Below are 26,747 nucleotides of genomic sequence, written 5' to 3' on the forward strand. Positions count from 1 at the left end.
TCAACGGTCTTTTTCGCTTTCCAGGCGGCGGATTCCCTTGTCGCCGATGTCCGTGCGGTAAAAGCCCTCCGGCATCTGAATCTTTTCCAAGGCCGCATAGGCGGCCTTCTGGGCCGCGGGCAGATCGTCGCCCAGAGCCGTGACGCAGAGCACGCGCCCGCCGCTGGAAATCAGCACCTGATCCTTGACGGCCGTGCCGCTGTGGAAAACCTTGACGCCCGGCAGGGCCTCGGCCTCCTCGATGCCCTTGATGACCAGGCCCTTGGGATAGGCGCGCGGGTAGCCTTTGGCGGTGAGCACCACGCCCAGAGCGGTCTGCGCGCTGTAACCGAGGCTGGCCGGGTCCAGTCCGCCGTTGACGCAGTCCAGCATGACCTGGGCCAGATCGCCCTCCAGTCGCGCCAGCAGGGGCTGGCACTCGGGATCGCCGAAGCGGACGTTATACTCCAGCACCTTGGGCCCGTCGGCGGTGAGCATCAGGCCCGCGTAGAGCACGCCCACAAAGGGATGGCCGTCCTTGGCCAGCTCTCTGAGAATGGGCCGGATGGTCAGATCGGCCATTTCCTCCAGCCGGTCGTCGGGCAGTACCGGCGCGGGACTGTACGCCCCCATGCCGCCGGTATTGGGGCCCTGGTCATTGTTCCAGGCGGCTTTGTGGTCCTGGGCGGAGGGCAGGGGCACGGCCCGCTCGCCGTCGCAGAAACAGAGGAAGGAGGCTTCCTCGCCCACCAGGCATTCCTCCAGTACCACGCGGTCGCCCGACGCGCCGAAGGCCCTGGCTTCCATGATGTCGCTCACAGCCTGCAGGGCTTCCTGCGAATCGCGGGCCACCACCACGCCCTTGCCGGCGGCCAGGCCGTCGGCCTTGATCACCAGGGGCGCGCCCACTTTGACCACATGGTTTTTGGCGATTTCCGGATCGCTGAACACCGCACAGCGGGCCGTGGGCACCTGTGCCCGGTCCATGATCTCCTTGGCAAAGGCCTTGCTGCCCTCAAGCCGCGCGCAATAGGCGTCCGGACCGAAACAGGCGATGCCCGCCTCGCGCATGCGGTCCACAATGCCCAGGGTCAGCGGCAGTTCGGGGCCGGGCACCACCAGATCGATCTTTTCCCGGCGGGCCAGATCCACCAGTGCGTCCAGGTCGTCGGCGGTCACCGGCACATTGATCGCGCCCGCGCCGCTGGTGCCTCCGTTGCCGGGAGCCACAAAAATTTCACTGACCCTCGGGCTCTGGCGAAATTTCCAGACCAGGGCATGCTCGCGCCCGCCGGAACCGATCACAAGGATGCGCACCTTGGCCTCCTTTGGCTGATAATGGAGAAAATAAAGGGATAAAAAACGGCCCCCCGCCCGGCGGGCAGGGGGCCGGATTGCCGCACGTTAGTTGGGGTTCACTTCAAAGTCGCTGAGATCCGCGGGCACGTTGGGATCGGTCTGGGACACGTCCAGCGGGTAGGCGGTGATCATGCTCTGACGACTGCCGATGCCCAGATCCGGCGAGGTGTTCAGGCCCACTACCAGATCCAGGATGCCGTCGTTGTTCACGTCGGCCAGGTCGATTTCAGCCACGGAGCCCCGGATGCGCCGGGTCTTCCACTTCAGGCCCAGGCCCACGCCGTCCCAGTACAGGGCGTGGATTTCGCCCTGGGGGAAGAAGCGATAGCGGTCAAAGAGCTGGGAAGCCGTGGAAATGGGCTTGTTCAGCAGCAGCACGTATTCGCCGGTACGGCCCAGGTCCGCCGCGATCATGCGCATGGGCGCGTAGTATTTGCTGGGCAGCTGGTAGTTGCGGTCGATGCCCAGGCCGGGCATGCCCTTGTAGTGGTCCATGCCCGCGGCGGAACCGGAAAAGCGCTCCATGGTGGTGTGGATCAGGGTATTGCCGTTGCCCTGGAAGACCTTGATGCGCTCGTCGTCCGTGAGCATGACCAGCTGGTCGCCCTTGCCGTCCTTGCCGCCGGGCAGCCAGGCCACGTTGAACACCGTGGCGCCGGCGGGCAGATCCAGACGCGCGCCCAGAGAGAACTTGTTGCCGCTCTTGACCATCACGTGCACGCCGGGAGAGAAGAGCTTGAGCGAATCCCAGCCCTGGCCCACCAGAGTGGGCATGAAATGGGGCGGGGTCTTGATCACGCTGGCGAAGTAGGGAATGCGGTCGGCATACTGGGTCAGCTTGTTGCCCTTAAAGGAGTAGAAATAGGAGTAGGGACGGTTGCTGTCTTCCTCAAAGGTGGCGATGACCAGTTCTTTGGCCCCGTCGCGGTTGAGGTCGATGGCCCGCATGGAAAAATTGAGATTGGACTGGGAAATGACGGTTTCGCCCAGTTGCTTGAGCCGACCGTCGGGCTCCCAGATATAGATGGTCAGCTTGTGGTCGCCGAGCACCGCGATTTCGTTTTTGCCGTCGCCGTTGAAATCGCCCACGGCCATATCCACCATATTGTCCTTCATGCGCTGGCTGCGCAGGCGCGAGCCGTCGTTGGCCCCGGACCCCTGGTAACGGAACTGCGGGTTCAGATAAACCCGCTGCTGGCCCGTCTCATTGACCACGATGTCCGAATTCATCTGATTGACCGGCTCGCCCTTGCCGGACGGAGCCACATAGCCGGGCCGACCCGCCACGGACACGCCGAAGGCCTCGCTGCCCATGGCGGAGCTCAGTTGCTGTACTGTGGCGGTGAGGCCGCTCAACGGCCCCTGCGCTGTCTTGCTCCAGGTCTTGCCCGCCTTGTCCACGCTGTGGACGTCAATGGTGCACTCATTGCCCATGACGCTCACCGAGCCCCAGACCGCGTAATCCGCGCCCGCGGCGCTCAGGGCCTTGCGGGCCTCGGCGGCGGAAGCGGCCCTGGTCTGCGCGCTGCGCCCTTCCAGCACGCCGGGGCGGTTGAGCCGCGCCTGCATGGTGGCCGGCACGGCCTTGGACAGGTAGGCATAGCTCTGCGGCGCATTGACCGTAAAGGGCAGCAGCACAAAGCTCTTCGGCGCGGCCTGGGCGGCCTGGGCCAGGCCCAGGGCGAGCGTCAGCAGGCAGGCCGTCAAGGACAATCGCATGGCAAATTTCATCCCGTACTCCTTGGAGTCTTTTTCGGAGGCGCGGCAAAGCTCCAGCCCCGCCATATCGTCGCAGTATACGCAGACTTGGCCCGCCGCGCAATATGAAAGCGGCGGCCTCCGCAGGCGGGGGCCTGAATCCGGCTGACTTTGCCCCTGATCTGCCCTATACTGGGCGCATCATGCCCAAACAGCACTCTCGCTCCTTCCGTCTGGTCTGCGAAACCCGGCACATCCCCCTGGTGGAAGCCCTGCTGCGCGCCCAAGGCTACGAATTCGAACCCGAGCCCTTTTCCCCGCTCTGCCGCCGCCTCTGCCGCGAGCCCCGGCCTCTGGGCGGTTCCCTGGCGGCCTTTTTCGGGTATATCTACATCCAGGACCGCTCCTCCATGCTGCCGCCCCTGGCGCTGGCCCCCCGGACGGGGGAAGCCGTGCTGGACGTCTGCGCCAGCCCGGGCAGCAAAAGCGGCTTTCTGGCCCAGTTGACCGGCCCCACGGGCTTTGTGCTGGCCAACGAGCCCGCGCCCGCCCGCCTGGGCACCCTGCGGGCCAATCTGCACCAGTGCAATCTGCTCCAGGCCGCCACCTGCTCCTACGGCGGCGAAAACCTGCCCCTGGTCCCGGCTTCCTGGAACGCCATCCAGCTGGACCCGCCCTGCTCCGGCTGGGGCACGGCGGAAAAACATCCCCGCGTGCTCAAGCTCTGGCAGGGAGACAAACTGAACAGCCTCATCGGCCTGCAACGACGTCTGCTGCGGCACGCCGCATCCCTGCTCGCGCCGGGCGGACGGCTGGTCTACTCCACCTGCACCACCAACGAGGCGGAAAACGAGGCCCAAGTCTGTTTCGCCGAAGAAGAGTTGGGCCTTGTGCGTGAAACGCTGCCGCCGTTTCCCGGCTTTGCCTGGGAAGAACGCTCCGACGGCGCGGGCACGCTGCGGGTGGACGGTGAAAAATCGCGGGCCCAGGGATTTTACCTGGCCCTGTTGCGCAAGACGGCGAGCAGCGCGGGCACGCCCCCCGTGCCGCCCGCGTCCGCCCCGGAAAAACGCGGCGCGCGGCGCGAAGCGGGCCGGACCCTGCCGCCGGACTGCCTGGCCGGGCCCTGCTGCGACCCGGCTCTGCTGCCGCCGGGCCACGCCGCGCTTTACGGCGAGCATGTGCGTTTTATTCCCGCACAGGCGGTCGGTCTGCTGCCGCCGGAATGCATCTGGCAGGGAGCCTTGCTGGGCCGCCTGACCGGCGGCCGCCTGAGCCCGGCCCCGCGCCTGCGCTGCCTGCTGCCCGAGCCGCCCGGACCGGACACGGCCCTGGTGCTGGACGACCTTGCGGACCTGGCGGCCCTGCTTTCGGGCCAGAGCCGCCAAACCGGCCTGGCGGGCCGTGAGGCCGGACTCTGGTGGCGCGATCTGCCCCTGGGGCGGATCGCGCTCAAACAGGGCCGGGCCGTGGCCGTGTTCAAGTAGAGCGGATTCCGTTTGAAGTTGTTCTCATTTCCCTGAAGCAGGCAAGGAGGCCGCCATGCCCGTGAACGCGCGCATGCACCTGAAAATCTGGCTGACCCGCGCCGACGGCAAAAACAGCGGCACGGCGGGCCAGGAACTGCTGGGCCAGGGCCGGGTGGAGCTTTTGCGCCGCATGGCCGAACTGGGTTCGCTGAAAAAAGCCGCCGAAAGCATGGGCATGTCTTACCGCCTGGCCTGGGGCAGGTTGAAAAAAATGGAGGAAGCCCTGGGCCGCCCCCTGGTGGAAAGCGGCGACAACCGGCGTGGCGGCTACAGCCTCACGCCCGCGGGCGAGGAACTGGTCGCGGCCTTCCGTCTCTGGGAGGACGAGGTGCGCCGTTTCGCCCTGGCGCACGCGCCGCAATTGCACAATATCGCCCTGGAAGCGGACGCCCCGGCCGAGGCGGACGCTGACGCCCGCGACGACGCTCCCTCCGGCGCGTCCGCATTGCGGGATTGACGCGGGCGGGACGCGCATGGAAAGCATGCTGCGCTGGCGGCCCGAAGCCGCCCGCTTCCGCCACCGGGACTCCCTGCTGGAAAAATCCCTGCCCGGCGCGGACCTGGCTCTGGAGGCCTGCGCCCTGGTGGACCTGAGCGTGGCCGAGGCTCTGGCGCGGGCGCGCCAGGCCGGACGCGCGCCCGCCTGCGGGGCGGGTTGCGCGGCCTGCTGTTGCCAGCCCATCCCGCTCACGCCGCTGGAAGCCCTGCTGCTGGCACGCTACGCGCATCTGCGGCTCAAGCCCGAAGAACACGCGGCCCTGGCCCGAAACCATGCCGCGGCCCTGGCTCTGCCGCCGTTGCGTCGCAACTGCCCCCTGCTGCTTGACGGCCGTTGCACGGCCTATGTCGTGCGCCCCCTGGCCTGCCGCCGCTATCTGGTGCTGGACAGGTCCTGCGCCCCCGGCGAGGACGCCGCATCCAGCCGCCCCGCCGATCTGCTGCTGCCCGACCCGGGCCTGCTGGCAGCCGCCCTGCTGCGCACCCTGCCCTGGTACGTCCGCCGGCCCGGATGCCCGCTGCCGCCCCGGTCTTCAGACCCGGCGGCGGCCCGGCGTTTCTTCCGCTCCGTGACCACCGTTATCCAGGCCCTGCCCTGGGGAAAAGAGCTTGCCCAAGAGGACGGCGTGGCTTAAAGGAAACACTGCGTAATGGTCTTTGTGCCCTTTTCCCGCGAAGAATGATTCAGAAGCAGCTTCCGGCCCGCGCCGCGCTGTTCCGGGTTTGAATATGTCCACCAGTACCGCCGCGCCCGCGCGCGAACCGGCCAACGCCCTTGAGCGGGTTTCCGGCCTCCTTTCCCTGCTGCGTTTCGCCTTTCCCACCATGGTCATGATGGTCTTCAACGGCCTGTACACTATTGTGGACGTGATTTTTGTGGCCCGTTTCGTGAACACCGAGGCGCTCTCGGCCATCAACATCATCAACCCGGCCATGGGCGTGCTCTGGGGCCTGGGCACCATGCTGGGCACCGGCGGCAGCGCGCTTATCGCGCGCAAGATGGGCGGCGGCGACACTGCCGGCGCGCGGCGCAACTTCAGCCTGCTGATCCTGGCCGGGGCGCTGCTGGGCCTGTTCTTTTCCGGCCTGGGCCTGCTCTTTCTGGAGCCGATCATCCGCGCCCTGGGCGCCAGCGACATTCTCGCGCCCTACTGCCGGGAATATTTCGGCACCCTGCTGCTCTTCACCCCGGCGGGCCTGGTGCTGGCCCTGTTCGCCTTTTTCTTCGTCGCAGCGGGCAAACCCGCGCTGAACATGGCCCTGATTATTGCCTCGGGCCTGACCAACACGCTTCTGGACTATGTCTTCATCGTGCTGCTGGGCATGGGCGTGGCGGGCGCGGCCCTGGCCACGGGCATCGCCTTTCTGATCCCGCCTCTGGGCGGGTTGTGTTTTTTCCTGTACAGCAAAGGGCCGCTGCACTTCACCCGGCCCGGCATGCGCCTGCGGGAGTTCGGCCAGGCCTGCTTCAACGGCAGCTCCGAGATGATCGCCCAACTCTCGATCAGCGTGACCACCTATCTGTTCAACATCACCATGCTGCGCCTGGCCGGGGAAGCGGGCGTGGCCGCGCTGACCATCACGGCCTATTCGGAATATTTTCTGGTCACGCTCTTTCTGGGTTTTTCCATGGGCGTGGCACCGGTCATCAGCTACAATTACGGCAGCGGCAACCATGCCCGCCAGCGCCGCATCTTCCGCTCCTGCCTGCTGTTCATCTGCGTGGGTTCCATTCTGGTCTTCAGCGCGGCCCTGCTGGGCGCTTCCCGGCTCATCGGCATTTTCGCGCCGCCGGACAGCCGGGTTTTCGCCCTGGCGGACCAGGGCTTCCATATTTTCGTCTTCAACTTTCTGTTCTGCGGCTACGGCATCTTTGCCTCGTCCCTGTTCACGGCCCTGTCCAACGGCAAGGTTTCCGCCATTATCGCCTTTTTGCGCACCTTCGCGCTTATCGCGCTTTTTCTGCTGGTGCTGCCGGAATTCCTCGGCCTGACCGGCGTGTGGCTGGCCGCGCCCCTGGCCGAGGCCATCTCCGCGCTGGTGGCGGCCTTTTTCGTCTGGCGCTGGCGCGGCACCTATCAGTATTTATAGGAAAAACGGGAAAGGGCAGGACAAGAACCCAAGCCGGGACAGTCAGGCCGGACGGCCCAGGTCCAGACGGCGCGCGGCCAGGCTGGAGAGCCAGACCATGTCATGGCTGGCCGCCACCACGGTGGTTCCGGCCAGGGCCGCGGCGCGTACCGCCGTCTCGATGGCCTTGGCGCTGGCCGCGTCCACGCTGGAGGTGGGCTCGTCCAGCAGCAGGACCAGCGGGCGCAGGACCAGCCGGGCGGCCAGGGCCACGCGCTGCTTTTCGCCGCCGGAAAGCGCCTTCCAGGAACGGCGCAGCATGTCCTGCTCCGGCGTGAAGCCCACGGCCAGCATGGCTTCCTCGGCGGCCTGCCGCAGATCATGGCGGCGGCCGCGCACACGCAGGCCGTAGACCACATTTTCAAGCACCGAGGCTTTGAACAGATAGGGTTCCTGCAACAGCAGAGTGACGTCCTGCCGAGGCGGACGGCCCGGCGTGCCGTAAAAACACAGTTCGCCGGAGGCGGGACTTTCCAGAAAAGCCAGCAGGCGCAGCAACGTGCTCTTGCCCGCGCCGTTGGGGCCCGTGAGCGCCAGCACCTCGCCGCGCGCGATGCTCAGCTCCGGCAGGCGCAGCACTGTGCGCCCCCCGTAGCGCTGCGTCATGTCCCGGCATTGGTACAACACGCTCATGCCCCGCCTCCCCGCCTGCCGTGATCGCCCCGTCCGCGCCGGCGCAAAACCGCCAGAGCCAGATTGACCACAAAAGCCATGAGCAGCAGCACCAGCCCCAAGGCAATGCCCTGGGCGAATTCGCCCTTGCTGGTTTCCAGGGCAATGGCCGTGGTCATGGTGCGGGTTTCATAGCGGATATTGCCGCCCAGCATCATGGCGATGCCTACTTCGGTGATCACCCGGCCAAAGGCCGTAACGCAGACCATGCCGATTTCGTAACGGGCCTCCTTCAACGAGCCCCAGGCCACCTGCGCGCCCGATGCCCCCAGGGTCAGCAAGGTCTGGCGGCAGCGCGGGTCCAGCCCTTCCACGGCCTGAGCCGTCCAGGAAATCACGATGGGCAGGGCCAGCACGGCCTGGCCGATAGCCATGCCCGGCAGGGTGAAGAGCAGGCCGTATTCGCCCAACGGGCCCCGGTAGGTGATGAAGGCATAGACCAGCAGGCCGATGAGCACGGTGGGGAAGGCCAGCAGGGTGTCGGAAATGAGCCGCAGGCAGCGTTTGCCCGGAAAATCGTAATAGCCCAGGGCAAACCCGCAGGGCAAGCCCAGCAGCATGGCCGCCGTCATGGCGTAGGCCGTGGAGACCAGGGTGGCCGTGATGGCGGACAGCGTGGCCGCGTCCATGTGCAGGAGCAGGGCGAGGGCCTGCGTGACGCCTTGGGATAGGTAGTCCATAACTGTAGGTGTGCCTTGCGGGGCGGAGTATTGAGGCCTGTCGCCCGCAGGGCACGCCAAACATCACCCGGACGACAAGCCCCCTCCCGGCTTACGGCAAAGGAACAGCGCGGAAGCGGAACAGATGTTCCGCTTCCGCTTTCCTCATCTACTTCCCGGCATTGGGGAAGAACAACTGCTTGCCTTCCAGCTTGTAGTCGGCGATGCGCTTCTGGGTTTCAGGCTTCACCCACCAGTCCTCGAAAACCAGGGCCAGGTCTTTCCTGACCTTGGGGCACTGGGCCGGATTGACCGTGATCACGCTGTACTGGTTGAACAAAGCCTTGTCGCCCTCCACCAGGATGGCCAGGGGGTTCTTGTCGCCCTGCTTGTTGGCGAACTTGATCCAGGTGCCCCGGTCGGTAAGGGCATAGCCCTTTTTCTCGGCGGCCATGTTCAGGGTGGCCATCATGCCCTGCCCGGCGGAAACATACCAGGCTTCCTTGTCCGGCGACAGGCTGGAGGCCTTCCAGAGCTTGAGCTCGGCCTTGTGCGTGCCGGACTGGTCGCCGCGGCTCACAAAGGGGCTTTTGTGCCCGGCAATGGCCTTGAGGGCCTCGGCCGTGGCCTTGCCCTTGACCTGGGCCGGGTCCTTGACCGGGCCCACCAGCACGAAATCGTTATACATGATCTGTCGGCGGTCCACGCCGTGCCCGGCTTTGACGAATTCCATCTCGGCGGCGGGCGCGTGCACCAGCAACACGTCGGCGTCGCAGTTCTTGGCGATTTCCAGGGCCTTGCCCGTGCCCACGGCCACCCACTTGAGATCAATGCCGGTCTCGGCCTTGAAGGTGGGCTGCAGATACTCCAGCAGGCCGGAATCCTGGGTGCTGGTGGTGGTGGCCATCATCAGCTTTTTGTCGGCGGCATGGGCCACGGGCAGGCTCAGGGCCAGACAGAAGGCGGCGGCCAGAGCCAGGACGGAAAGACGTTTCATGGATGCGACTCCTTGTAAGATATTGGAAAAAAGATAGACGAGTGCATAGCCGCCCACGGACAGCGCGTCAATGGCTCCAGCGCGACGACAGGGTCCGATTGAGCTAACGAGGTTGCGGATCAGCATAATGCCAACCCAAGCCGCTGCCCGCGCAAAAGCTGACGTCCCCAGACCGCCTGCCCCAGGGAAAGGCCGCCGTCGCCCGGCGGCAATTCATGGTGGGTGAGCGGGTCAAGGCCATGCTCCGCCAGGGCTTGCGGCAAGAGCCGGGCCAGCAGGGCGTTCTGCATGGCTCCGCCGGAAAGGCCCACCCGGCGCGTGCCGGTCTTTCGGGCCGCCGTGGCGGCCATGCCCGCCAGCGCGTGCGCCAGGCTCAGATGAAAACGGGCCGCGACGCGTCCCACGGGCTCGCCGGCCGCTTGGGCTTGCAGCACCCGGCGGAAGAGGGCCATGCTGTCCAGCTCCAACAGGCCGTTGCGCTCCACCAGAGGCAGAGGCCAGGCCGCGCCCTCGCGCAACGTGGCTTCGTCCGCCGCCGCTTCAAGGCGGATGGCCGCCCGGCCTTCGTAACTGGTCGCCAGGCAAAGGCCCAACTGGGCGGCCACGGCGTCGAACAGGCGGCCGCAACTGGAGGTCAGCGGGCAGTTCAGGCCGCGCGCCAGCATTTCCCGCACAGCCGTTGCGGCCATGGCGTATTCGGCGTCCCAGGGCGCGGGACCGGCATCCTCTCCGGCCTGAATCCGAAGGGCCAGGGCGATGCGCCAGGGCTCACGGATGGCGGCCTCGCCGCCGGGCAGGGCAAAGGGGGCCAAGCGTCCCAGGCGGCTCCAGTCCGCACGGCCCAGATCCATATGGATCAGTTCCCCGCCCCAGATGGTGCCGTCGTCGCCCAGGCCCGTGCCGTCCAGGCACAAGGCCAGGGCGGGCTCATAGCAGTTGTTTTCGGCCAGTACCGAGGCGGCGTGGGCCGCATGGTGCTGGAGCCGCCAGAGCGGCAGGCCCTCCCGCGCGGCGCGGGCCTCGGCATAGCGGGTGGACAAAAAATCCGGGTGCAGATCGCAGACAATGGCCTTGGGCCGCACTTCCAGCAGGCTTTCCAGATGGGCCGCCACTTCCTCATAAAAGCCCAGGGTGGCCGGATTTTCCAGATCCCCGATATGCTGGCCCACAAAGGCCTCATGCCCGCGGGTGAGGCAGATGGTGCCCTTGAGTTCGGCCCCGGCTCCCAGCACTGTGGGGTCGCCTTCTTTCCCGCCCTCTCCGAATGGCGGCAGAAAGACCGGGCGCGGCACATAGCCGCGCGCCCGCCGATAGAAAAACGGATCAACCGCGTGCGGGGCAGTGGCCGCATCGGCCTTGCCGCTCCCGCTCTCGGGCTGCCGGGCCCGAGGGGGACGCAGGGCCACGCCGAGCACGCTGTCGTCCACGCGCACCAGGATGTCCCTGTCGTGCAGCAGCCAGGCGTCGGCCAGATGATCCAGGCGGGCCAGAGCTTCGCGGTTGCCCAGGCAGAGGGGCTCGCCGTGGGGATTGGCCGAGGTCATCACCAGTGCCGGGGGCAGAGGCGCGCGCGGCGCGAGCCGATCAAAAAGCGCCGCGTGCAGGGGCGTATAAGGCAGCATCAGGCCCACGTTGCGCGTGTCCGGAGCCACCTCGGGCGGCAGGGGGTCTGTCTCTCCGGCCGGGACGGCCCGACGCGGGCAGAGCACAATAGGTTTTTCCGGACTTTGCAGCAGGGCTTCGTGCTCGGGCGTGAGTTCGCAAAGCGCGCGCGCCGTGGCCAGATCCCCGACCATCAGGGCCAGGGGCTTGTGAGGACGGTTCTTGCGCCGCCGCAGCTCCTGCACGGCCGCAGCGGCGCGGGCGTCGCAGGCCAGCTGGAAACCGCCCAGGCCCTTGAGCGCCAGGACGCCGCCGTCCAGCAGAACCTGCCCGGCGCGGGCCAGGGCTTCACGCCGGTTGTCCGCCGTGGGACCGGTGTCTCCGCCCTGCCGCGTGTGTCTGTCCACAAACCAGAGACGCGGGCCGCAGACCGGGCAGGCAATGGGCTGGGCGTGGAAACGCCGGTCGGCGGGATTGCCGTATTCCGCCGCGCAATCCGGGCAGAGCGGAAAGCAGCTCATGGTGGTGGTGGCCCGGTCATAGGGAATGGCGCGGGTGATGGTGTAGCGCGGGCCGCAATTGGTGCAGTTGGTGAAGGGATAGCCGTAACGGCGGTTGGCCGGGTCGCGCATGTCCGCGAGGCAGTCCGGGCAGATGCCCATATCCGGGCTGACCAGCACACTGTGCCCGGCGTGGCCGTGGCTGGGCACAATGACAAAAGCCGTTTCGCCGGGCAGAAACGCCAGTTCTTCCTCGCTCAAGCCCACCAGCCGGGCCAGGGGCGGCAACTCCGCACGCAGGCGGCGGCCGAAGCGCTCCACCTCCGCCGGAGGGCCCTGCACTTCCATGCGCACGCCGTCGGAGGTGTTGCCCACCGTGCCGGTGAGTCCGCCCTCCCGCGCCAGCCGGTAGACAAAGGGGCGGAAGCCCACGCCCTGAACCTGGCCGGAAGCCACAAAGGCCCGGCGCACTGTCTGTTTCATGTCCATTATCGCACTGTAGCCCAAAAGAAAAAATGCCGCCAGACTGTTCAATTGCTCAAGATTGAACGCCCTTGCGGTGCCAACGGCTTTTCTGTATTCTCTTCAGTTATAACCGGATTATTAAACAGTTCCCCGCCGTTGCGGCGGCAAGGAGGAGCGCCCATGCCCACAAAACACAATATCGGCAGCCGGATCCGTTCCTTCCGCGAGGAACGTGAAATTGATCTGGAAGCCCTGTCCCAGGACACCAATCTGAGTGTGGAATTCCTGAACCAGCTGGAAAACGGCGAAATTTACCCCAGCATCGGCCCCATGCAGAAGCTGGCCCGCGCTCTGGGCGTGCGCCTGGGCACCTTTCTGGATGACCAGTACACCCGCGACCCGATCATCGGACGCATCGGCGGCGAGGGCGGCGATCCGGCCCTGCACACCGGGCGCATGGCCCGGCCCACCTATGTTTATCATGCGCTGGGCAAGGGCAAGAGCGACCGCAACATGGAGCCCTTTTACATTGAAATTTTTCCCGACCCCTCGGTGGAACGCAAAACCTCATCCCATCAGGGCGAGGAATTCATCCTGGTGCTTGAGGGCGAACTGCTGGTGATCTACGGGCGGGAGAGCCACGTGCTCAAGGCCGGGGACACCATCTATTACAATTCCATTGTGCCGCATTTCGTGGGCGCGGCCGGGGATGCGCCGGTCAGAATCATGGCCGTGGCGTATAATCCTTAAGAGGACCCTGGGCCGGATTCACTCTGCAATTGCGGCGCGGCGACCCGAGCGGAGGGCGCGGAGAAAAGGCATGGACGAAAAAGTACGCGAGCGGCAGGCTCAGTTTGAACTGCGCGAATGGACCCTGGGGCAGATTCTCGATCATACCGTGGCCCGCTTTCCCGACCGGGAGGCCATTGTCTACGCCGACCGCGACTACCGCCTGACCTGGCGGGAATTCGCCGACGTGGTGGACCAGTTCGCCAAGGGGCTCATGGCGCTGGGCGTGCAAAAGGGCGAAAAAGTGGCGGTCTGGGCCACCAATGTGCCCTACTGGGTGGCCCTGCAATTCGCCACGGCCAAGATCGGGGCCATTCTGCTCACGGTGAACACCAATTACCGCGAACACGAGTTGCGCTACCTACTGGGCCAGTCCGAATGCGAAAACATCTTCCTCATCGACAACCTGCGCGACCATGACTATATCGCCACACTCTACAAGATCGTGCCCGAGCTGCGCACCCAGGGGCGCGGCAACCTGCGCTGCGCCGAGCTGCCGCACCTGAAGCGGGTCTGTTTTCTGGGCGCGGAAAAGCACCGGGGCATGTATTCCGTGCCGGAAATCCTGGCCATGTCCGTGATGGTGGACGACGAGGAATATGAGGCCCGCCAGGCCGCTCTGGACCCCTGGGACGAAATCAACATGCAGTATACCTCGGGCACCACGGGTTTTCCGCGCGGGGTCATGCTGACCCACGTGGGCGTGGGCCTCAACGGCTACTGGATCGGCCGCCACCAGGGCTTTACGGAGCAGGACAGGCTCTGCCTGCCGGTGCCGCTTTTCCACTGCTACGGCTGCGTGCTGGGCGTATCGGCCTGCGTCAACCACGGCACCACCATGGTCATTCTGGAAACCTACAATCCCCTGAAAGTGCTGGCCGCCGTGGACAGCGAGCGCTGCACCGCGCTCTACGGCGTGCCCACCATGTTTCTGGCCGAGCTGGAGCACAAGCTCTTCAAGCGCTTTGACGTCTCCAGCCTGCGCACCGGCATCATGGCCGGTTCGGTCTGCCCGGAGCCGCTCATGCGCCGGGTGGTGGAAGACATGTACATGAAGGAAATCACCATCTGCTATGGCCTCACCGAGGCCTCGCCGGTCATGACCCAGTCCGACACCCACGATCCCCTGGCCGTGCGCTGTGAAACCGTGGGCTGCGCCATGCCGGGCATTGAGGTGCGCGTGGGCGACCCGGAGACCTGCGAGGAACTGCCGCGCGGCGAAGTGGGCGAAATCCTCTGCCGGGGCTACAACATCATGAAGGGCTACTACAAGATGCCCGAGGACACGGCCAGGGCCATCAGCCCGGAAGGCTGGCTGCACTCCGGCGACCTGGGCGTCATGGACGAGCATGGCTACGTGCGCGTCACGGGCCGGATCAAGGACATGATCATCCGGGGCGGCGAAAACGTCTACCCGCGCGAAGTGGAAGAATTCCTGCTTCAGATGGACGGCGTGCTGGACGTGCAGGTGGTGGCCGTGCCCAGCCGCAAATACGGCGAGGAAGTGGGGGCCTTCGTCATTCCCCGGCCCGGCGCGGACCTGCTGCCCGAAGACATACGCGACTTCTGCCGGGGCAAGATCGCCTGGTTCAAAATTCCCAAATACGTGGCCCTGGTGGACGCCTTTCCGCTCACGGCCAGCGGCAAGATCCAGAAATACAAGCTGCGAGAAATGGCGGCCGAGCGCTGGCCCGAGCCCATGCAATAAACAGCCCGTCCCGGACGGCGCGCATCCGAAAAGGAGTTAACAGCATGGAAGACAAGGTTCTCGAAATATTGGCCAAAGCGGACAAGCCCCTGCGCCCCGGCGACATTGCCAAAGAGCTGGGCGTTGACTCCAAGGACGTCAGCAAGGCCATCGCCGTCCTGAAAAAAGAGGGCAAAGTCATGTCGCCCAAGCGCTGCTTTTACGCCCCGGTAAAATAGTGCAAGCGCCGATTATCGGCTTTTTTGCCCTCTGCCCGCGTCAGGCTCATCCCCCCATGCGAAACTCATGGATGTCTTGATACACATTCGCCTTCCTCGACAGAGAACAAAAATCTTCACTCATCAGCGTCCCCAGGCAGCGCGGCGCCGGGCTTGATGCCCCGGAGCCGCGCTGCCTGGGGACGGCCTTTTCTCCGGGCCCGCGTCGTGCTAATCAACGGCCCATGAACACTGAAAACTTTACGCTGACCCCTGATGATACGGCCTCTCCGGCCCGGACACTCCCCGCCGCCCCGAACAGCACTCCGTCCGCGAATGCCGATCCTCGCGGAGCAACCTGCGCCGCGGCCTGTCCGCTGGCCCGGATTCCGGCTTCGGTCTGGAACGCCCTGTTGCGCCGCCCCTTCCGCAAGCGGCATCCCTTCATCTTCTGGCTCTCGCTCCTGGCCCTGGTTCTGATCGGCCTGGCCGTTTTCAGCCGGGACGAAAACGGCCAGGGCCTGCTCAGCGGCGGCGACCGCCTGGCCCTGGTCACGGTGCGCGGCCCGATTATGGACGTGGCCCCCACCCTGGCCTGGATCCGCAAAATCGAACGCAACCCCCAGGTCAAGGGCGTGTTGCTGCGCGTGGATTCCCCCGGCGGCGGGGCCGCCGCCTCGCAGGAAGTCTACGACGCGCTGGCCCGCCTGGCCCAAAAACGCCCGTTGGCGGTGAGCATGGGCTCCATGGCCGCGTCGGGCGGCCTGATGGTCAGCATGGCCGGAGGCCGGATTTTCGCCAATCCCTCCACGGTCACCGGCTCCATCGGCGTGCGCATGGACATCCCGCAACTCCAGGGGCTGCTGGGCAAGATCGGCGTGGGGCAGGAAACCCTGGTCACCGCGCCTTACAAAAACGCCGGTTCCTATCTGCACCCGCTTTCACCCGAGGATCGGGCCTATTTTGAAGGCGTGCTCAAGGACATGCACGAGCAGTTCGTGGACATTGTGGCCAAGGGGCGGGACATGCCGCGCGAGCGGGCCGGAGGGCTGGCCAGCGGCAAGATCTTTACCGGCCAGGAGGCCCTGAAGCTCGGTCTGGTGGATGAACTGGGCGGCCAGGACGCGGCCCTGCGCTGGCTGGCCGAACAGACCGGCGTGCCCGCCGAGCGCAAGCTGCTGACCAAACCCAAGGAAAGTTCCTGGCTCGCGGACAGCCTCAAATCCTGGTTCGGCCTGGACCTTTCGGCCCTTGCAACCATGGGCGGGCTTAACGCCGCGGGCAGCGACTGGCGGACGCCGGTCTTTCTGTACCAGTTCTGAGAAGGCCTGGGGCTGCCGCCCCAAATCCCGCCGGGGGGATCATCCCCCCGGCTCTCTCAAGGCCGGAAAAGGGCGGCGCGCTCGCGCCTTCCTGTGGCAAGGGTTTGTCTGCAAATCCTTGCAGAGCAGTTGATGCATGAAATGCATCCGCGCATCAAAAGTATTCACTTCCGCATTTCTCCCCCCGCATCCTGCTCACATTTCCTGCATGACCCAGGCCAATCGCCCGAGAATCCATTCCGTCCGGACTAAGCGTATCCTGCGATCCGGATACGCGGGGTCCTCGGCGCATAAGCGGAAATAATCCTCATCCCAAAGCAGTCGGCGCAGGACGATCTCCCCGTGGGGAAGCGTGATGGCGAACAGTCCGCCGCTCGCGGGGCAGTCGGCGTGCGTGTCAATGCCGACATACGCTCCCCGGCGCACTGTGGGCGCGGCCGCGTCGTTGTCCACTGCCAGAACGACTATGCCCTCTCTCGCGTATGCCCTGGGCAAGAGGATGCTGCCTGTCGGCCGGAGCGTGGCCCCGGCTGCCCCGTTTCCCGTGTCGTCGCCGCGCATGGCGTACATGGTGACAAGCGCAGGTTGCGACAAAGGCGAGCCCAACAAGCCGGGGGCCAGGGGCGTTCCGTCACCGTCGCCGGGGATGTACCCGGCCTCGGTGCGCAGATACACCGGGCCGATGCCGCTTTTCAGCCAGTCGGGGTTCACGCCCAGCTTTTCAAAGAGCGTCATATACCAGGCCCCCGGCACGGATTGCCGTCTTTTGGCGTCGGAAATGCTCGATTGCCTGATCTCAAGAATTTCAGCCAACGCGGTTTGCGTGCGGGTATGGGTTACGGCCTTAATCCGCTCTATCGTTTCTTTATAGATATGATCCATTTCATACTCCCCGCCAATAGAATTCGCATGATCGCCCTTGTTTCAGAAAATATAATATTTCTGGGTTAATTCAAAGTATGATTTAGACCGTCTAGCTTGATCCAGTATTTTCTGGCAATAATTTCTAATGGGTAAAAAAGTATGTATTTTTGGCCAGTTATTTCGGGAAGTTCGGAGGAACAGCGGGCTTTCTCAATGGAATGTTTCAATTAAGGCCGGAATTCATCTCAGCAGTGTTCACCAAATCGAAGCAGGCCATCAGGAGCCGCGCATTCTTGGCGCGATGCGGCTTGTCGGCGCATGTGGCGGGGATTTGAGTTCTTTTTTTTCCGAATTAGCTGGAAGAATGAATTTGTATCCCCATCCTGAGCAAACAAATTCTTTTATGGAAGGATTGGAAGAAGGCAATGCTTCTTATTCTTCTGAATTATTTGAAATTACCGGATATGGAGACTTACTGCGATATTGTCGAACCCAAAAGGGACTGTCTCAAAAAACGACAGCAAACAATATTGATTACGATTTAAGGAGCTTGCAACGCGTTGAGAAAGGAGAGCAAGAACCGAAGGTGACGACTGCGGTGAAGTTAGTTACCGCAATCGAAATGCCGCCGGGGCAGTTCTTTGAGTGGTTAGGATTTTTTTTGTCTCCTATTGGGTAAATATCAAGTATGTTTTCAACCATCTAGTATGATTCCGGGCTTTGAGGCATTTGCTATGACATGGGCAAGGAATTATGCATATTCGGCAGCCTGTTTCAGGCGGTTCGTTCTCAAACTACGCTGTCACAGTGGGAGATTTCCGTCAGGGCGGGAACACATCTGAGCAATGTGAATCAAGTAGAAGCCGGAAATCAGGAACCTAATGTTATTATTGCCGTAAAAATGCTTCTTGCCGCAAATGCCGACATACAATCTTTCTTTACTTCTCTATCCCCCCATTTATTCCAATCTATTGAATCTTCAAAGCTCCCCGTCTTATCTCAAAATGAATTTAAAAAAAAATTGAATTCAGCTCTACTCCCATCAGATGAAACTAAAATTTTTGGAATACTTTTATCTGAATGCAGAGCTGCAACAAATTTATCGCAGAATTGCGTTTCTTCTATAGCAAAATACGACCATAGAAGTCTACAAAGAGTAGAAAAAGGCATACAAATTCCCGGTGTTATTAATGCAGCAAAGCTTGTTGCTGCTACCGGTATTGAGATTGGAATATTTTTTGATCTTTTCAGCAAAAAGTTGCAAGCAATAAACTCAACGCACTATAAATAAATATTTTATATAGAAATATAATTATCAAATTATATACATAGAGTAACAATTAAAAATATTTACCAAAACTCTCTGAACGTCAGCTAATCATGAAAAACGGAGTAGTTCATGATCAGCAGCAACGTAAAACGACTCATGGCGGCCAAAGGGTTGACCAACCAGACCCTTGCGGCGAGGGCTCGCATTTCCGCCGATACAGTCGCGCGCACTAAAAGTGAAAGAATTAGAGAGTGCAGCCTGGATACATTGATTTCCATTGCGCAGGCCCTTGGAGTTCAAACAAAAGATCTCTACTGTGAATCTTTGGAGATACAAGCAGGTTCAGAGCGAGGGGCTGAGCCCTCTCTTTTGGCCATAGAATTAGGAATCCTCATTAAAAAGAAAAGGTTATCAATTCCAAAAGTTACGCAGAAGAAGCTGGCTCTCCAATCCGACCTTGAACAGGCATACCTTTCAAAAATTGAAAGAGGATTATTGCAGCCTTCATTGGACGAACTTATACGCTTGGCCCAACGCATTAATACGACGGCGTCTCATCTCCTGAAACAGGTCGAAGCAGCAGAGAGTCAGAAACACGTATCTCATGCTTCAAAAAATAAATTTCTGTAGTATGTTGATCGACTATGTCAAATCCATATTTATATACTATAGCATCACTGACTTCATTTTATTGATTCGATTTTAGTGCACCTTCAAAAGGAGCGCACTAATGATAAAAAGCAATCTTGCAATCCTTATGAAGGAAAAGAAAATCACATACCGGCGACTTGAAGAGCTTTCAGGTATTGCGGGAGAGACAATCAACAGGGCTCGAGGAGCATTAATCTACGAATGCAAGTTATCGACCCTTGATGCCTTGGCCAGGGCTCTACAGGTAAAAATTAAAGATTTGTTTGATGAAGTGTGAAGTTCAGACCACAAAAAGCCCACATGGAGATATGGAACCAAAAGCCGATAATTTTTTTGGAAAGGCATTGCTTCAAATACGTCTCCGACTAGGGGCTGTTTCTAAATTAGGATTTTCGTTCTCTGCCAAGAAAGACGAACCTTGGGCGGCGGGAGTATATTCAAACATATTCGACCTTCGCACGGGGCGAGCCCGGCACCGGCAGAGGGCGAAAGGACAAGTTAGAAACAGCTCCCAGAGTTCCCAATACCAGCTGGCAAAGTTATCCGGTATTTCAGAGCAGGACGTACCCCCGATGATCGAAAGTAATGTCAAAAATATTATGGAAAATATGCATATTACATATGCCGAACTGGAATCGATGACAGGACTTTCGAGCCAGACCATTACCCGCGCCAGGAGCCGCAGAATCCGGGAAATGAGCTTGGAAACACTGGAAACTATTGCTCATGCGCTTGGAGTGACGGTTAAAGACCTGTTTGATGAACGTATTGTTTCCCATAAAAAGCAGACAGAGCAAGCCATCTCTCAGCGCCCTTCTCCGCAAAACGAAGATCAGGGGCCTCCTGTGAAATAAAAGCAGGCCGACGAGCTTCCTCTCCGGCCCGGCTGATTCTCCCACCTCTTCCGTGTCCGCACGACATCAACATAACAGCTATGTTCTACCTACAATGAGCAATAATTTCCCCCATGTCCTTTTGGAAAAATCCTCGTCCGTGCTCACGAGAAACGCGGTATCACGCAATATCGTCTTGCACAGTTGGCGGGGCGCTCCGTTCAGCAGATCAGCCGGATTGAGTGCGGCGAAAGAGAACCCAAACTTTCAACAATTATTATGCTCGCCCGCGCACTGAATATGGGGCCGGGGATTTTGGTGAACGAGGCGCAAAGGTGATGTGTGCCCCACAAGAGCCGTTATTGCCCGGCAGTGCCACGGCTCGGCTCATGCGTGAGGATTGGTTCAGAATCCTGATCCCAAGTTCGCCGACGTTGTGCCTTGACCGTCCCCGGCCAGCGCAAGGATTTTTCGCCTGCTGCGGAATGAGACGGGACTATGCCCGGCTGATTTATGTGATAACGCGTGAAAGCCGCCCACAAATCCAATGAAACCGGCAAAACAGATATCCCGTTCCGGTAATGGCAGACTCAAGAACGCCTGCCATGATGAAAAACAGCGAGCGGATCCGGCACAGAAAAAGGGCGCCCTTGCGGACGCCCTTTTTGTATCGCTGAAACAGCCAGCCTAGCTGTTTTCGCTGTTTTCGCTTTCCTCGAACTTCTGCTTGAGCAGGTCGCCCAAGCTCTGCCCGGCTTCCTGCGGGCCGGAATGGAATTCCTTGGGTTTGCGGCGCTCCTCTTCATCCTTGATCTGCTTGATGGAGAGGCCCAGACGGCGCTCCTCGGCGCTGACATGGATGACCTTGGCCTGGATTTCCTGGCCTTCCTTGTAGATTTCCGCCGGGGTCTTGACTTTCTTGCCGGACAGTTCGGAGACATGCACCAAACCTTCGATGCCCTCTTCAACTTCCACAAAGAGGCCGAAGTCGGTGATGTTGGTCACCACGCCCTTGATGGTGCAGCCCACGGGATAGGTATCCGGCACATGGCCCCAGGGATCGTCCACCAGCTGCTTGACGCCCAAGGTGAACTTCTCGTTCTCCTGGTCCACGGTGAGCACCTTGGCCTGCACGGTGTCGCCCACCTTGTACAGCTCGTTGGGATGGCGCACCTTCTTGGTCCAGGAAATGTCGGACACGTGGATAAGGCCGTCGATGCCGTCCTCAATGCCGATGAACATGCCGAATTCGGTAATGTTCTTGATGACGCCCTCAAGGACGGTACCTTCAGGATATCTCTCGGCCACCAGTTCCCAGGGATTGGGACGGACCTGCTTCATACCCAGGCTGATGCGCTTCTTTTCGCCGTCCACGCCCAAGATGACCACTTCCACTTCGTCGCCGGTGTGGACCATCTGGGAGGGATGACGCAGCTTGCGCGTCCAGGACATTTCGGAGATGTGCACCAAGCCTTCCACGCCGGGCTCCAGCTCCACAAACGCGCCGTAGTCCACCAGGTTGGTGACCTTGCCGGTGCACTTGGCGCCTTCGGGGAAGCGGGCGGAGATATCCTGCCAGGGATCGGGCACGAGCTGCTTGAGGCCCAAGGAAACCTTGTTGTTCTCACGGTCGAAGGAAAGCACCTTGAGGGTCAGCTCCTGGCCCATGGTGATCATTTCCTTGGGATGGCGGATGCGCTTCCAGCTCATGTCCGTGATGTGCAGCAGGCCGTCCAGGCCGCCCAGGTCCACAAACACGCCGTACTCGGTGATGTTCTTGGCCTTGCCCTGGACGATCTGGCCTTCCTCCAGGGTGCGCAGCAGATCCTGACGCTTGGAATCGCGCTCCTCTTCCAGCAGCACGCGGCGGGAAACAATGACGTTGCTGCGGCGGCGGTTGATCTTGAGCACGCGGAATTCAAATTCCTGGTTGACCAGAGCGTCCATATCCGGCACGGGACGCAGATCCACATGCGAACCGGGCAAAAACGCCTCCACCCCGCCGATGTCCACCGTGTAGCCGCCCTTGATGCGACGCACGATATGGCCCTTGATGACCCTGTTATTTTCCTGCACGTCCTCGAGCTGGTCGAAGACCTGCATGCGTTTGGCCTTTTCAAAGGAAAGGGTGATGGTGCCGTCCATTTCGTTCTTGCGCACCACATAAACGTCCACCCTGTCGCCCACGCTGACGGCCATGTTGCCCGCGGCGTCACGGAATTCAGCCGCGGGGATCTGCCCCTCGGACTTGAAATTCACGTCCACCAGCACATTGTCGTCATCCACACGGACGATCTCGCCTTTGGTAATGGAGCCTTCTTCAAGGTCGCCGAAATCGGGATTGAGATAGTTTTCGAGGGCGCTTTCGAAATTAATTTCGTCGTGCCCGGTTTCCTTGTCTGCCATCTGCCATGCCTCCAAATAATTTCCCCTCGCTGAGAGAGTGGGAAAAATTATCAGAGGCAAAGGAAAAGCACAAGAGAAATTGTCCGGCGCAAGGTTTTACGGCCAAGGAGAGAGACGGAAAAATGCGAAGCAGGGTCGGGTTTGCCAGGCCGCGAGCCAGAGCAGGCCCGGCTCAGGCAGCGCCAGACCGGCTGGCGGCGTGGCCGCCAGCGGAAGCAGGACTTGTCCCGCGTCGGCGGGCCGGGCGGCCAGCCCCCGGCACAGCAGATGCCCGGCCAACTCCTCGGCAATGCTGTTGAAGCAACGCAGCTCGATCCAGACCGGTTCCTCAAGTTGAGCTATGGGCGCGGGAGGCGCGTCTTCCCGGCGCTGGGTAATGGCGGCGCGCATGGCCGCGTACCGGCCGCCCCGGCGCAGGGCTGCCCCGGCCACGCCGGGCATGGCCGCCGAAAGGGCCAGCCGGTCGCCGGAGGCCAGGGGCACGGCAAAATCATCCGCAGCCAGACCGTTACGCAAAATGGTCTGGATGCGGCTTTCCACATATGCTTCTTCCAGCCCCAACCCCAAGGTCAGAAAACGCCCCAGGCTCACGGCATCCCCGCCTCGCGCGGGCAGCAGCACGCCCCGGCGCAGCAGGGCCGCGGCCGCGGCCGAAACTTCGGCGCTGAGCCCGGCGGGGTTTTCAGGCCGCTTGCCGGTGCCGCAACAAGCATCCATCTCAAGGGAGGTATCCATATTCGGAAGTATAGCCTGAAACGCGCGCCGGGCCAAGGCCCGGCGCGCGCCTGGAAACAGCTCCTGGTGCCTGATCGCAAAAAATGTGCTTTTTCGCTGAGTCACGGCGGCTATCTCATTTTTCAGCTTCGACACTTGTCTTGACTTTTGCGCCTCCCTATTGTCCTCTGCCCGCTGTAGCGGGGAATTCCGTGCAAATCGGAAACAGTCGCGCTGCGGTAAGAGGGTACAGAGCTTCTTCGCCTTGCCGGAAACATCCCGGCGGGGCGCGACAGCCAGCCGTCACAGGTGAAGGCGAAGCCGAGGCGCGGGGCCGTTGTCCTGATTATGATCAGAAACGCGGACCTCCACATCCCTTAAGTCCGAACACCCGCTGGCCGGGGCGCTTTGCGCCGCCGCCGTATCCACCTTTCAACGCACGATTGAGGAGGTTGCCATGTCTCGTACGTTGCGCGTGTTCCCGCGCGTCCTGCCGCTTTTCCTGCTTCTGCTGGCCCTGCTGGCCGCGTCCGTCCAAGCGGCGGATCAGAAAGCCCCCAAGGAAGGGGTGCTGCTGGTGGCTTTCGGCACCAGCGTGCCCGAAGCCCTGCCCTCGTTCAAGGCCGTGGACGCGTCCTTCAAGGCCGCGTTTCCGGACACGCCCGTGGTCTGGTCCTACACCTCGCAGATCATCCGCAAAAAACTTGCCAAGCAGGGCAAGCCCGTGGGCGGCATCAGCGACGGCTTGGCCGCGCTGGCCAAGGCGGGGGTGAAAGTGGTGCGCGTGCAGTCCCTGCATGTGATGCCCGGCGAGGAATTTACGGAGCTTGAGCGGGCCGTGCTGCTGGATATCCAGAAGCATCCGGGCCGTTTTGAGGCCGTGTACCTGGGCCGCCCCCTGCTGGAGTCGCACAAGGATGCCTTAAGCGTGGCCAAGGCCGTGCTTGCTGATATGGGCGGCAAGCGCCGGAAGGGCGAGGCTGTGGTGCTCATGGGCCACGGACAGGCCCACGGCCGGGCGGACCTGGTTTTTGAAGGCACACGGGCCACGTTCAAGGAAAGTGACCCCCTGGTCTTCATGGCCACAGTGGAAGGCGCGCGCGGCATTGACGACCTGCTGGCCGAGCTCAAAGCCCACAAGATCAAGAAAGTCTGGCTGCAGCCCCTGATGGTGGTGGCCGGGGACCACGCCCGCAACGACCTGGCCGGGGACGAGGAGGATTCCTGGGCTTCCAAGCTCAAGGCCGCCGGTTTCAAGGTGGAGGCCAACCTCAAGGGCCTGGGCGAAGTGCCCGGCGTGCGTGATCTCTTTGTGGACCATGCCAAGCAAAATGTGGACGACCTGACCAAGGAACCCAAGAAGCAGTAAAGCCGGATTTATCCACCGCAGCAAAGACGCCGTCCGTTTCCACACTCCGTGGAGACGGGCGGCGTTTTCGTGCCGGGTTTACGGTAAGTCCGCCCTATCGTCCTGAAAGGGGCACAACGCACGGAGCGGGATCAGCGCTTGTCGATCACCCGCTTGGACTTGCTGAACGTACGCGGCAGGCCGGCGTAATCCGCCACCCGCACTTCCATGCGCGCCAGAATGGCCTTGTGCAGCCGCCGCTCCAGAGCCTGGGCCAGGGCAGCGTCATTGCCGGACGGCTGATCCTGGGCGCGCTCCACAATCAGGGCCAGATGGTCCAGGGAGCGCTCGTCCCTGGTCAGCTCCATCTGGTATTCGCCGCCCAGTTCCGGGAACTGGCCGATGACTTCCATGATCTGGCCGGGATAGATGTTCACGCCCCTGTAGATGACCATGTCGTCGGAGCGGCCCAGAATGCGGTCGTGCCGGGGCATGTTCAGGCCGCAGGAGCAGCGGCCCGGCAGCAGGCGGGTCAGGTCGTGGGTGCGGTAGCGCAACAGGGGCACGGCCTCCTTGCGCAGGCTGGTGACCACCATCTCGCCCACTTCGCCCTCGGGCACGGGCTGCAGGGTGTCCGGGTCCAGCACTTCGATGATGAACAAATCCGCCCAGTAATGCAGGCCCTCATGGGCGTCGCAGTCCATGGCCGTGCCCGGACCGTACATTTCGGTCATGCCCGCGATGTCATAGCTGCCTTCCAGGCCCAGCTTGCTCTCGATGGCCAGGCGCATTTTCTCGCTGCGCGTCTCGGCCCCGCAGATCATCTTGCGCAGCCGGATCTGATCGCGGATGCCCGCGCGCTCCACTTCCTCGGCCAGCAGCAGGGCCATGGAGGCCGTGGCCCCGAAACAACTGGCGCCCACGTCCCTGAGCAGTTGCAGATGCATTTCCAGATTGCCCGGCCCCACCGGAATGGTCAGCATGCCGAAAAGCTCGCTGCCCAGCTGAAAGCCCGCCCCGGCGGTCCACAGGCCGTAACCCACAGCCACCTGCATGCGGTCCTCGGGCGTGAGCCCGGCCAGCTCGTAGCAGCGGGCCATCTGGGTGCTGAACGTCTCGATGTCGCGGCGGCTGTAGGCCAGAATTTTGCGCTTGCCCGTGGTGCCGCTGGAGGCATGGATGCGCACCACGTCCTTTTCCGGCACGCAGAGCAGGGGCAGGGGGTAGCCCTCGCGCAGATCCTCCACATCCACAGTGGGCAGCAGGCGCAGATCGTCCAGGCTGTGGATATCCTCGGCACGCGCGCCGCAAGCATCCAACCGCGCCCGGTACTGCGGGGAGTTGCGCGCCTGGCGCAGGGTGTAGCGCAGGCCGTCCAACTGGATCTGCCGGAGCTGCTCGTCCGTGAGCCGGGGAATGAAACGATGGGTCGTGTCGGGCATGGAAGGAGCCCCCTCTGTTTGTCTGGCCGGTCTGTCCCGCCGTTCTGCCCGTGCCAGGGCCATACGCGGGCCGTGCGGGCGGGAACGGCTGTTTGTGTCCGCTTCCTGTTGTTCCGATTTCGTTGTTCCGCCCCGTTTCTAGACTCCCCGCGCGCGGAAAGTCAATAAAGGCGCACGGGCAGCAAACCGCCCAGATCCACTCCGCGCGGGCTGACCACGGCCCGGTAGGGATAGATCTCCACCCCGCGCGCGACCGCCTCATAAAAAAGCTCGGCATAGGCCGGATCAATAAAGTCCGCCGGTGCGAAACAGTGCCCGTCAGGCCGTTGCACCAGATAAAACATGGCCGCCCGCTCGCCGTGGGCCACAATGTCCATGAGTTCGCGCAGATGCTTCCGCCCGCGCTCGCTGGCCGCGTCCGGAAAGCAGGCCGCGTCGTCCTCCACCATAGTCACGTTCTTGCATTCCACCCAGAGCGGCGGCAGGACCGGCCCGCTGAACAGGCCGTCCAGGCGGCTCTGGCCGCGTTTGGCCTCGCGGGTCAGCCCGGCATAGCCCTCGGCAAAAGCCAGCCGCCCGGCGAGAAAGGCCGCCTCCAGCATGCGGTTGGGCACGCTGGTGTTCACCCCCACCCAGAATCCGGGGCCGCCGGGAACCGGGCCGGGCGGGTTTGACGACGAGAGAGGCGGCCCGGGTACGGCGCTTTCCGCCAGCCAGACGCATTCCTGGGTATATTTGAGCTTGCGGGCCGGATTGGCCGCCGGAGAGGCCAGCACCGGCGCGCCGGGCCGGGTCAGGCCCAGCATGCTGCCCGAGTTGTTGCTGTGCACCCAGACCGAAGCGCCGTCCAGGCGCAGTTCCACACTGAAACGCTTTTGCCGTTGCACGAACGTCCCGATCACGCAATCCGGCGCGAAGGGCAGCAGCGGCGCCGCATCCGCATTGCCGGAACCTCCACCGGCCGGACAGCCGCCCGGTCCGGACGGCAATCCCTGTTCATCCCTGTCCCGCATTTACACCCCGCTTTGAACCTGCTAAAAAATTCGCGGCAGATTTTTCGTTCTTTTCCGCCGCGTCCGCGCGCCAAACGTCAGAAGGGCGACATTTTCAATGCC

Annotated in this window: 26 protein-coding genes and 1 riboswitch; of the genes, 15 read left to right on the forward strand and 11 right to left on the reverse strand. The window is 62.5% G+C overall.

Features of this window, described 5'->3' with window-relative positions:
* Together purD and AXF13_RS13225 are read right to left on the reverse strand one after the other, a co-directional pair.
* Positions 1–1,296 carry a phosphoribosylamine--glycine ligase gene (purD, locus tag AXF13_RS13220; protein ID WP_062253934.1) on the reverse strand — a complete coding sequence of 432 codons (1,296 nt, stop codon included), beginning with the start codon at positions 1,294–1,296 and terminating at the stop codon, positions 1–3.
* An 87-nt stretch (positions 1,297–1,383) separates the two neighbouring features.
* Positions 1,384–3,069, reverse strand: a complete 1,686-nt coding sequence (locus tag AXF13_RS13225) for an FG-GAP repeat domain-containing protein (protein WP_062253936.1) — start codon at positions 3,067–3,069, stop codon at positions 1,384–1,386.
* Between the two features lie 170 nt (positions 3,070–3,239).
* On the opposite strand from AXF13_RS13225, the gene AXF13_RS13230 reads away from it, so the two are divergent.
* The 4 genes from AXF13_RS13230 (at position 3,240) to AXF13_RS13245 (ending at position 7,154) form a co-directional block, all read left to right on the forward strand.
* On the forward strand, positions 3,240–4,523 hold the full coding sequence (locus AXF13_RS13230) for an NOL1/NOP2/SUN domain family protein (protein ID WP_062254916.1): 1,284 nt from the start codon (positions 3,240–3,242) through the stop codon (positions 4,521–4,523).
* A gap of 55 nt (positions 4,524–4,578) precedes the next feature.
* Entirely contained in the window at positions 4,579–5,022 is a 444-nt protein-coding gene (locus tag AXF13_RS13235) for a winged helix-turn-helix domain-containing protein (protein WP_020990224.1), read from the forward strand.
* A gap of 16 nt (positions 5,023–5,038) precedes the next feature.
* Positions 5,039–5,698: a YkgJ family cysteine cluster protein gene (locus tag AXF13_RS13240; protein WP_062253938.1), complete on the forward strand. Its 660-nt coding sequence runs from the start codon at positions 5,039–5,041 to the stop codon at positions 5,696–5,698.
* Positions 5,699–5,792: 94 nt separating this feature from the next.
* Entirely contained in the window at positions 5,793–7,154 is a 1,362-nt protein-coding gene (locus tag AXF13_RS13245) for an MATE family efflux transporter (protein ID WP_062254918.1), read from the forward strand.
* A 42-nt stretch (positions 7,155–7,196) separates the two neighbouring features.
* Here the strand turns inward: AXF13_RS13245 and AXF13_RS13250 are convergent, their stop codons facing one another.
* The 4 genes from AXF13_RS13250 to AXF13_RS13265 all read right to left on the reverse strand — a co-directional run bounded on the left by AXF13_RS13250 (position 7,197) and on the right by AXF13_RS13265 (position 12,112).
* Complete coding sequence (locus AXF13_RS13250; protein ID WP_062253940.1) at positions 7,197–7,826, reverse strand: ABC transporter ATP-binding protein; 630 nt, start codon at positions 7,824–7,826, stop codon at positions 7,197–7,199.
* Positions 7,823–8,545: an ABC transporter permease gene (locus tag AXF13_RS13255; protein WP_062253942.1), complete on the reverse strand. Its 723-nt coding sequence runs from the start codon at positions 8,543–8,545 to the stop codon at positions 7,823–7,825. The genes AXF13_RS13250 and AXF13_RS13255 overlap by 4 nt, the downstream gene beginning before the upstream one ends.
* A gap of 148 nt (positions 8,546–8,693) precedes the next feature.
* Positions 8,694–9,521 carry an ABC transporter substrate-binding protein gene (locus AXF13_RS13260; protein ID WP_062253943.1) on the reverse strand — a complete coding sequence of 276 codons (828 nt, stop codon included), beginning with the start codon at positions 9,519–9,521 and terminating at the stop codon, positions 8,694–8,696.
* Between the two features lie 119 nt (positions 9,522–9,640).
* The gene (locus tag AXF13_RS13265) at positions 9,641–12,112 is read right to left on the reverse strand and encodes a carbamoyltransferase HypF (RefSeq protein ID WP_062253945.1); all 2,472 of its coding nucleotides are present in this window, start codon (positions 12,110–12,112) and stop codon (positions 9,641–9,643) included.
* Positions 12,113–12,268: 156 nt separating this feature from the next.
* Here AXF13_RS13265 and AXF13_RS13270 point away from each other — a divergent pair, with 156 nt between their 5' ends.
* The 4 genes from AXF13_RS13270 (at position 12,269) to sppA (ending at position 16,104) form a co-directional block, all read left to right on the forward strand.
* Positions 12,269–12,838 carry a helix-turn-helix domain-containing protein gene (locus AXF13_RS13270; RefSeq protein WP_062253947.1) on the forward strand — a complete coding sequence of 190 codons (570 nt, stop codon included), beginning with the start codon at positions 12,269–12,271 and terminating at the stop codon, positions 12,836–12,838.
* 70 nt (positions 12,839–12,908) lie between these two features.
* Positions 12,909–14,585, forward strand: coding sequence for an AMP-binding protein (locus AXF13_RS13275; protein WP_062253949.1), 1,677 nt, complete (start codon positions 12,909–12,911; stop codon positions 14,583–14,585).
* 44 nt (positions 14,586–14,629) lie between these two features.
* Positions 14,630–14,803 (forward strand): helix-turn-helix domain-containing protein, encoded by a 174-nt coding sequence (locus AXF13_RS13280; RefSeq protein WP_062253951.1) that lies wholly within the window; start codon positions 14,630–14,632, stop codon positions 14,801–14,803.
* A 224-nt stretch (positions 14,804–15,027) separates the two neighbouring features.
* The gene (gene sppA / locus AXF13_RS13285; RefSeq protein WP_062253953.1) at positions 15,028–16,104 is read left to right on the forward strand and encodes a signal peptide peptidase SppA; all 1,077 of its coding nucleotides are present in this window, start codon (positions 15,028–15,030) and stop codon (positions 16,102–16,104) included.
* A gap of 195 nt (positions 16,105–16,299) precedes the next feature.
* On the opposite strand, the gene AXF13_RS13290 is transcribed toward sppA, so the two are convergent.
* Positions 16,300–16,986 carry a LexA family transcriptional regulator gene (locus AXF13_RS13290; protein ID WP_062253955.1) on the reverse strand — a complete coding sequence of 229 codons (687 nt, stop codon included), beginning with the start codon at positions 16,984–16,986 and terminating at the stop codon, positions 16,300–16,302.
* 127 nt (positions 16,987–17,113) lie between these two features.
* On the opposite strand from AXF13_RS13290, the gene AXF13_RS16200 reads away from it, so the two are divergent.
* The 6 genes from AXF13_RS16200 to AXF13_RS17475 all read left to right on the forward strand — a co-directional run bounded on the left by AXF13_RS16200 (position 17,114) and on the right by AXF13_RS17475 (position 20,061).
* Positions 17,114–17,647: a helix-turn-helix domain-containing protein gene (locus AXF13_RS16200; RefSeq protein ID WP_083522101.1), complete on the forward strand. Its 534-nt coding sequence runs from the start codon at positions 17,114–17,116 to the stop codon at positions 17,645–17,647.
* Positions 17,648–17,707: 60 nt separating this feature from the next.
* Positions 17,708–18,259, forward strand: a complete 552-nt coding sequence (locus AXF13_RS16205) for a DNA-binding protein (RefSeq protein ID WP_083522102.1) — start codon at positions 17,708–17,710, stop codon at positions 18,257–18,259.
* Positions 18,260–18,367: 108 nt separating this feature from the next.
* Positions 18,368–18,868, forward strand: a complete 501-nt coding sequence (locus AXF13_RS13295; protein ID WP_062253957.1) for a helix-turn-helix transcriptional regulator — start codon at positions 18,368–18,370, stop codon at positions 18,866–18,868.
* A gap of 100 nt (positions 18,869–18,968) precedes the next feature.
* Positions 18,969–19,166 (forward strand): helix-turn-helix domain-containing protein, encoded by a 198-nt coding sequence (locus AXF13_RS13300; protein WP_062253959.1) that lies wholly within the window; start codon positions 18,969–18,971, stop codon positions 19,164–19,166.
* A gap of 31 nt (positions 19,167–19,197) precedes the next feature.
* The gene (locus AXF13_RS17290; protein ID WP_223299926.1) at positions 19,198–19,743 is read left to right on the forward strand and encodes a helix-turn-helix domain-containing protein; all 546 of its coding nucleotides are present in this window, start codon (positions 19,198–19,200) and stop codon (positions 19,741–19,743) included.
* A gap of 183 nt (positions 19,744–19,926) precedes the next feature.
* A complete protein-coding gene (locus AXF13_RS17475) occupies positions 19,927–20,061 on the forward strand; it encodes a helix-turn-helix domain-containing protein (RefSeq protein WP_417926380.1) in 135 nt (44 codons plus the stop codon).
* A gap of 348 nt (positions 20,062–20,409) precedes the next feature.
* Here the strand turns inward: AXF13_RS17475 and AXF13_RS13310 are convergent, their stop codons facing one another.
* A complete protein-coding gene (locus AXF13_RS13310) occupies positions 20,410–22,128 on the reverse strand; it encodes a 30S ribosomal protein S1 (RefSeq protein WP_062253962.1) in 1,719 nt (572 codons plus the stop codon).
* A 96-nt stretch (positions 22,129–22,224) separates the two neighbouring features.
* A complete protein-coding gene (locus AXF13_RS13315) occupies positions 22,225–22,863 on the reverse strand; it encodes a hypothetical protein (RefSeq protein WP_062254920.1) in 639 nt (212 codons plus the stop codon).
* 154 nt (positions 22,864–23,017) lie between these two features.
* Positions 23,018–23,255, forward strand: a riboswitch (cobalamin riboswitch).
* A gap of 44 nt (positions 23,256–23,299) precedes the next feature.
* Between AXF13_RS13315 and AXF13_RS13320 the strand changes: the two genes are divergently transcribed.
* On the forward strand, positions 23,300–24,211 hold the full coding sequence (locus tag AXF13_RS13320) for a sirohydrochlorin cobaltochelatase (RefSeq protein WP_062253964.1): 912 nt from the start codon (positions 23,300–23,302) through the stop codon (positions 24,209–24,211).
* A 131-nt stretch (positions 24,212–24,342) separates the two neighbouring features.
* On the opposite strand, the gene AXF13_RS13325 is transcribed toward AXF13_RS13320, so the two are convergent.
* Positions 24,343–25,632 (reverse strand): phenylacetate--CoA ligase family protein, encoded by a 1,290-nt coding sequence (locus AXF13_RS13325; RefSeq protein WP_062253966.1) that lies wholly within the window; start codon positions 25,630–25,632, stop codon positions 24,343–24,345.
* 161 nt (positions 25,633–25,793) lie between these two features.
* Positions 25,794–26,645, reverse strand: coding sequence for a DNA/RNA nuclease SfsA (gene sfsA / locus AXF13_RS13330; RefSeq protein WP_150116182.1), 852 nt, complete (start codon positions 26,643–26,645; stop codon positions 25,794–25,796).
* Positions 26,646–26,747: the final 102 nt, after the last annotated feature.

The organism is Desulfovibrio fairfieldensis (genome assembly GCF_001553605.1).
Lineage (GTDB): Bacteria > Desulfobacterota > Desulfovibrionia > Desulfovibrionales > Desulfovibrionaceae > Desulfovibrio > Desulfovibrio fairfieldensis.